The sequence below is a fragment of the Pseudomonas sp. UMAB-40 genome, from assembly GCF_900095275.1.
Taxonomy (GTDB): Bacteria; Pseudomonadota; Gammaproteobacteria; order Pseudomonadales; family Pseudomonadaceae; genus Aquipseudomonas; species Aquipseudomonas mandelii_B.
In genome coordinates this window covers 241,508-247,979 of the sequence record NZ_LT607555.1, presented here as the reverse complement: position 1 = coordinate 247,979, position 6,472 = coordinate 241,508, and the positions used below count along the sequence as shown (strand labels likewise).

At 61.2% G+C, this 6,472-nt stretch carries 5 protein-coding genes; 2 read left to right on the top strand and 3 right to left on the bottom strand.

The annotated features are described in order from the left end of the window. The 3 genes from K0F88_RS32305 to K0F88_RS09415 form a co-directional block, all read right to left on the bottom strand. Positions 1-493, bottom strand: a 493-nt coding sequence (locus K0F88_RS32305) for an acyl-CoA dehydrogenase family protein (RefSeq protein ID WP_257605213.1), incomplete at its 3' end; no start/stop codon positions are given. 10 nt (positions 494-503) lie between these two features. Continuing rightward, positions 504-1,751, bottom strand: coding sequence for a thiolase family protein (locus K0F88_RS09420; RefSeq protein WP_219094899.1), 1,248 nt, complete (start codon positions 1,749-1,751; stop codon positions 504-506). Between the two features lie 34 nt (positions 1,752-1,785). Continuing rightward, positions 1,786-2,571, bottom strand: a complete 786-nt coding sequence (locus tag K0F88_RS09415; RefSeq protein ID WP_219094898.1) for an enoyl-CoA hydratase/isomerase family protein — start codon at positions 2,569-2,571, stop codon at positions 1,786-1,788. 351 nt (positions 2,572-2,922) lie between these two features. Between K0F88_RS09415 and K0F88_RS09410 the strand changes: the two genes are divergently transcribed. Continuing rightward, positions 2,923-4,974 (top strand): alkyl/aryl-sulfatase, encoded by a 2,052-nt coding sequence (locus K0F88_RS09410; RefSeq protein WP_219094897.1) that lies wholly within the window; start codon positions 2,923-2,925, stop codon positions 4,972-4,974. Between the two features lie 10 nt (positions 4,975-4,984). Next, positions 4,985-6,454: a coniferyl aldehyde dehydrogenase gene (locus K0F88_RS09405; protein WP_219094896.1), complete on the top strand. Its 1,470-nt coding sequence runs from the start codon at positions 4,985-4,987 to the stop codon at positions 6,452-6,454. Positions 6,455-6,472 lie beyond the last annotated feature (18 nt).

The window sequence follows — 6,472 nt, the reverse complement described above, 5'->3', positions numbered from 1 at the left end:
CGCCGTTGCTGATCCAGGTTTTCTCGCCGGTGATGATGTAGTCGTCACCGTCGCGACGGGCGCGGGTCTTGATTTCCAGCACGTTGGAGCCGACATCCGGTTCCGAAATGCCGACGCTGACGAACGAATCGCCGCTGATCAGGCCCGGCAGGTAACGCTCGCGCAGATGCTCCGGGGCGAGCTTTTCCAGCATCTGTGCGCCGAAGGAGTTGATGACCACCGGCGTCGACAGGTCTACCGAGCAGGCGGCGACTTCTTCGAACAACATGGTCATGGTCGGCCAGTCCAGGCCGAGGCCGCCATTGGCCTCGCTGACGGCGCCAGAGACCATGCCGAACTCGGAGAGCTGGCGCATCATCTCGGCCATTTTCTCCTTGGGCATGAACTTGTCGCGGTATTCCTTGTTGAACACCGGGTCGATCTTGTCCGCCAGGAAACGGCGGAAACTCTCGACAGCTTCGAGTTGTTCCGGGGTGCGCATGACGTGTCCCATGGGGTTCTCCTTAAATGTTTTTGTTGGCGAGAATGTTGACGGCAACCACGGCTTCTTCGATGCCGAACAAGCCACCACCGTTTTCCTGAATGGCAATGCGCGCACCCTCGACCTGACGCTTGCCGGCCTCACCGCGCAGTTGCGTGACCAGTTCGTGGAGTTGGCCCAGACCGGTGGCGCCAATCGGATGGCCCTTGGATTCGAGGCCGCCGGACGGATTGATCGGCATACGGCCGCCGACGGTGAAATCACCGCGCTCGGCGGCCGGGCCACCTTCACCGAAGGGCACCAGCATCAGCGATTCGGCATTGAGGATTTCACCGATGGCCGAGGCGTCATGGACTTCCGCGACGTCGACGTCGGATGGGTTGACGCAGGCCATGGCGTAGGCTTTTTTCGCAGCCAGGTGGGCGACGATTTTTTCCGGTTCGTCCAGGCCCCGGTTGGTGCCGGTCTGTACCACGCTGGCGAGGACGCGAACGGCGCGGTCGCCGGCGTTTTTCAAACGTTTGAGACCGTCGGCGTTGCACAACAGTACGGCAGCGGCGCCGTCGCTGATCGGCGAACACATGAGGGTGGTCAGCGGGTAGCAGATCGGCGGCGAAGCGAGGACTTCGTCGATGCTGAAGGCCTGCTGGAACTGCGCCAGCGGGTTGTGCACCGAGTGTTGATGGTTTTTCGCCGCGACGGCAGCGATCTGCCGCTGAGTGGTGCCATAACGCAACATGTGGTTGCGGCAAATCGCGGCATACACGTCCATGAACACACTGTAAGGACGTTCGGAAACGGTGCCCGGCGGCGGCTCGATGCCTTCGCCCATGGCCAGCAGGATGTATTTGTTCTGCTCGACGGTGGATACATCCCAGCCGCCATCAAACACGGCGAACATCTTGGCCTTGTCGGGGATGTTCATTTTCTCGGCGCCCACTGCGAGTGCGATGTCGCACTGGCCGGCACGCAGCGCCAGCGTGGCGAGGTTGAACGCCGAAGAGCCGGATGCGCAGGCGTTCTCGACCGAAAACACCGGCACGCCTTCGATGCCGATGCGGCGCATGGCGATCGGGCCCGGAATACCGGTCTGACCCTGCAACATGCCATTGGTCATGGTGCTGTAATACACCGCGCCGACGTCAGCGGTGGTGGCGCCGGCATCCTTTAACGCCAGGCCGACCGCTTCGTCGACCATGTCGTAGACGCTGCGCTCCAGCAACCGCCCAAACGGCGTCATGCCAACGCCCACTACGTAGATATCGTTCATTGTCTATTCCTGAAGAGTGCTGGGACGAGGCGGCTTAGCGGCCCTTGAAATCCGGTGCGCGTTTTTCGCTGAAGGCTTGCAAGCCTTCCTGGAAATCGGCGGTGCGCAGGTGTTGGCGCAACATCACTTGCTCGTGCTGCAAGGCGTCGTCGCGGGACTTGTCGGAAGAGGCGCGGGCCACTTCTTTCATGCGGCGCAGGGCGATCGGGCTCTTTTTCGCGATCTGGCGGGCCAAGGCCAGGGTGGCGTCGGCAAGTTCGGTGTCGGCGTGGACTTCACACACCAGGCCGTAGCCTTTCATTTCTGTGGCCGAGAGCGATTTGCCGGTCATGAGCAGGTACATGGCGATGTTCAGCGGGATCAGGCGCGGCAGGACCGCCGCGCCGCCGGCACCGGGGTAGACGCCGAAGTTGGCATGGGCGTCGGCGAGGGTGGCGGTTTGCGCCGCGACCACGATGTCGGCACACATGGCCAGTTCCAGGCCACCGGCCATGGTCACGCCGTTGAGCGCGGCGATCACCGGTTTGGGGAAATTGCGCAATTGTCCGAAGACCTGATTGGCACGGTCGAGAAAGTCGGCTTCGCCCGCCGGCAGCGTGGCGCCGGCCAGGACTTCCTTCAGATCGGCACCGGCGCAGAAGGCCGGGCCATTGCCGGTGAGGATCACCACCCGCAGTTCGTCATTGTTCGCAATGTCGTTGAGGCAGTGTTCAAGCTCGGCGAGTGTTGCCAGGTTCAGCGCATTCATGGCCCGTGGCCGGTTGAGTGTCAGGCGCGCCACCGGGCCGACGATTTCATACAGCAAGACATCTTCACTCATGACAACTCCCCTTATTGTTAGCGCTCTGTTGGCGTCGTTGATGGGGCCGATAGTAGGAACGCACGCGGCGCTGTCGCAGGTCATTGCAACGAAAGCGGTTGTCCGCAGGGGAGGGATGCCGCAGAGGCACAGGAAGGCACCGCAACCCATTGTGGGAACGAGCTTGCTCGCGATTACGGTTTTACATTCAACAGATGTATGACCTGACAGTCCGCTATCGCGAGCAAGCTCGCTCCCACAGGTCGCCGGTCTGTGAAGACCGGCGAATTGATTGAGAAGACCGGCAGCCGGGGCGCACTTGCTTGCACCATCGAAACGATATTCGAACAACAATCAGAGAGAGATCGTGCGATGAAGAAAATCCGTGTAGTGCTGACGGTGTCAGTGTTGACCGCCAGCATTGTCGGGGGGCTGCAATGGTCGCGAGGTCAAAGCGGCATTCATCTGCAAGCGGTCGACAACAGCGCAGGGCAGGGCGGCCAGAAAGCCGCGACGGCGGCCACCATGGCTGTCAACGCAAACACGGCACGCACCATGCCGGCCGTTGACCCGCAGGTGGAAGACGACATCCAGCGCGGTTTTATCGCCAGCCTGCCCGACGCTGAAACCACCGCCGCTGACGGTCACGTGGTGTACAGCCTCAAGGGCTACGAGTTTCTCGGCAGCGCCGATGCGCCAGCCACGGTCAACCCGAGCTTGTGGCAGCAGGCGCGCAAAAGCATGGCCAACGGGTTGTTCAAGGTCACCGATGGTTTTTACCAGGTGCGCGGTCTTGATCTGACTAACATGACCATCATCGAAGGCAAGACCGGCCTGATCATCGTCGACTGCAACCTGGCCACTGAAGTGGCCCGTGCCTCGCTTGAGCTCTATTACCAGCATCGCCCGAGAAAACCGGTGGTGGCGGTGCTCTACAACCACAGTCACGTCGATCACTTCGCCGGGATTCGCGGCATCGTCGATGAAGCGGACGTGAAGTCGGGCAAGGTGCAGATCATCGCTCCGGCGGGGTTCATGGCAACGGCGGTGGCCGAAAACGTGATGGCCGGCAACGCGATGAGCCGCCGCGCCGAATACCAGTTTGGTACGACGTTGCCCCGCAGTGCCCAGGGCCAGATCGACCTGGGCGGAGCCAAGGCCTTGTCCAATGGGACCATCACCCTGATCCCGCCGACCCTCGAGCTCAACCAGCCGATTCAAACCCTGACCATCGATGGCGTGGAGATCGTCAACATGCTGGCTCCCGGCACCGAGGCGCCAGCGGAGTTCATCCATTATTTCCCGCAGTTCAAAGTACTCGATACCGGCGAGTTGGCGCTGCCGACCCAGCATCAGTTACTGACGCTGCGCGGGGCGACGATCCGGGACGGCCTGGCCTGGTCGAAATACCTCAATGAGGCTCTGCATCAGTTCGCCCCGGGCTCCGACATTCTGGTGGGCCAGCATGGCTGGCCGGTGTTTGGGCATGAGCGTGTGGTCAACTATTTGTCCAAGCAACGGGACCTGTACAAGTGGCTGCACGACCAATCGTTGCGCCTGATCAACAAGGGCTACAAGCCCGTCGAAATTGCCGAATACATGCGCAATAACGTGCCGGCGAGCCTGGCCAGCGAAACCTTTACCCATGGTTTTTACGGTTCGGTGCAGCGCAACGCCAAGGCTGTGTACCAGCAATACATGGGCTGGTATGACGCCAATCCGGCCAATCTCGACGCGTTGTCTGACAGTGACTACGGCAAGAAATTCGTCGAGTACGGCGGCGGCGCGCAAGCCGTGCTGGACCGCGCCCGCAGCGACTTTGCCAACGGTCAGTACCGTTGGGTGGCACAAGCCATGAGTCATTTGATCTATGCCGAACCGAACAACACGGCGGCGCGCGAGTTGGCGGCCGATGCCCTGGAGCAGTTGGGTTACCAGGCGGAGTCGGCAGTCGAGCGCAACAGCTACCTGGCCGCCGCCATGGAGCATCGCAGCGGTGGCAAAAAACTCGCCTCACCACTGCGTACCGCCAGCCCCGACATGCTTCGGGCGCTGACCCTCGACAATATTTTCGATTACCTGGGGGTGCGACTGAAGGCCCGTGATGTCGAGGGCAAACACATTGTCCTCAACTGGAACTTCACGGATGTCGGCCCGTCTGGCACGCGTTATACGCTCAATCTGGAGAACTCGGCCTTGACCTATATCGCCGATTACAACGCCGACAAGGCCGACGCCACCCTGACCCTGACACGCGAGACGCTGAACGCCATTCTGGCGGAAAAAGTGTCGCCGATCGAGGCGGTATTCAAAGGGGATCTGAAGATCGACGGCAGCAAAATGGCAGTCTATGACGTGCTCGGCTCGCTCGACAAGTTCTCTCCAGACTTCGAACTGGTCGGTCCCAATGACCCCGCACGATAGGAGTTCGGACATGCACTCTGCGCTGCACGACGGCAACCTGCCTGCCGATGCCCTCAACCATGTCAATTCCGCGTCCGAGCGGGTCCGCGCTGTTCTTGCCCGCCAGCAAGTCGCGTCTTTGGCCGAAGGCCCACCGTCGGCTGAATTGCGCATCGAACGCATCAATCGGGTCATCAATCTGTTGCTGAAAAATCAGCAACGGTTGTGCGAGGCGCTGGCCAATGACTTCACCTGGCGTAGCCATGACCAATCGCTGATGGCCGACGTGTTGTTGCCGGTCCAGGGGCTCAAGTACGCCCGCGACCATGTTCACCGCTGGATGCGGCCGCAGCGCCGCAAAGCTGAACTCGGCAGCGGCTGGCTGGGCGCCAGGGCTGAAATTCATTTCCAGCCGTTGGGAACGATCGGCATTATTTCCCCGTGGAATTTTCCGATTGCCATTGCGCTTGGACCGTTGGCCGAAGCACTGGCAGCCGGTAACCGGGCGATTCTTCTGTTTTCCGACCAGTCACCGGCAACGGCAAGCCTGCTGATCGAATTGCTGGCGGAGCAGTTCGATGACAGCGAAGTCGCCGGCTTTATCGGCGGTGCTGAATTGGGCGCGGCGTTTTCCGCGATGCCGCTCGATCATCTGGTGTTTACCGGCAGCCCGCGGGTCGGGCGTCTGGTGATGCGCGCTGCGGCAGAACACCTGACGCCGTTGACGCTGGAGCTTGGTGGTAAATCGCCAACCATCATCGGTCGCGGCGCTGACCTGGAAAACGCCGCCAGACGCATCTGGGGTGGCAAGGGCATCAGCAGCGGTCAAGCCTGTATCGCGCCGGATTATGTGCTGGTGCACGAGGATGACCTCGAACGCTTGTTGAGCTTCATGCAGATCGAATTGCAGCGCCTGTTCCCGACGCTGCTGAACAATCCGGACTACACGGCAATGGCGACGCCCGGGCAATACCGGCGCATGCAAGCCTGTCTGCAAGATGCCCGTGAACACTGCGTCAGGGTGATCGAGGTCAATCCGGCCGGCGAAGACTTGAGTGCTTCGCGCAAGATCGCACCGACTTTGCTGGTTGATCCGCCGGACACGACGCTAGTGATGCAAGAGGAAGTCTTCGGCCCGTTGCTGCCGATTCGCGGCTACCGTCATATCAACGAGGCACTCGATTACATCAATGCGCACCCGCGCCCCCTGGCGCTGTATTACTTCGGTGACAACCGCGCCGAAGCCAGGCATGTGCTGGAGCGTACCCATTCGGGCGGTGCGTGTATCAACGAAGTCATGCAGCACCTGTTCCAGACGGATTTGCCGTTTGGGGGCTGTGGTCACTCGGGATTTGGTCGTTACCGGGGCGGGTACGGGTTCAAAGCGTTCAGCCTGGAGCGCTCGGTGTTCAAGCCGCCGCTTTGGGACGTGATGGGCGTTTTGCGCCCGCCCTACGGCCGGCTGTTTCGCCGGGTGATCGGCGCTCTTTTGAAACCCTGACTTGAGCCTGACATCGCT

Coding starts and splice junctions, on each gene's coding strand:
- K0F88_RS09420 (WP_219094899.1), bottom strand. CDS start 1,751: ATGAACGATATCTACGTAGTGGGCGTTGGCATGACGCCGTTTGGGCGG.
- K0F88_RS09410 (WP_219094897.1), top strand. CDS start 2,923: ATGAAGAAAATCCGTGTAGTGCTGACGGTGTCAGTGTTGACCGCCAGC.
- K0F88_RS09405 (WP_219094896.1), top strand. CDS start 4,985: ATGCACTCTGCGCTGCACGACGGCAACCTGCCTGCCGATGCCCTCAAC.
- K0F88_RS09415 (WP_219094898.1), bottom strand. CDS start 2,571: ATGAGTGAAGATGTCTTGCTGTATGAAATCGTCGGCCCGGTGGCGCGC.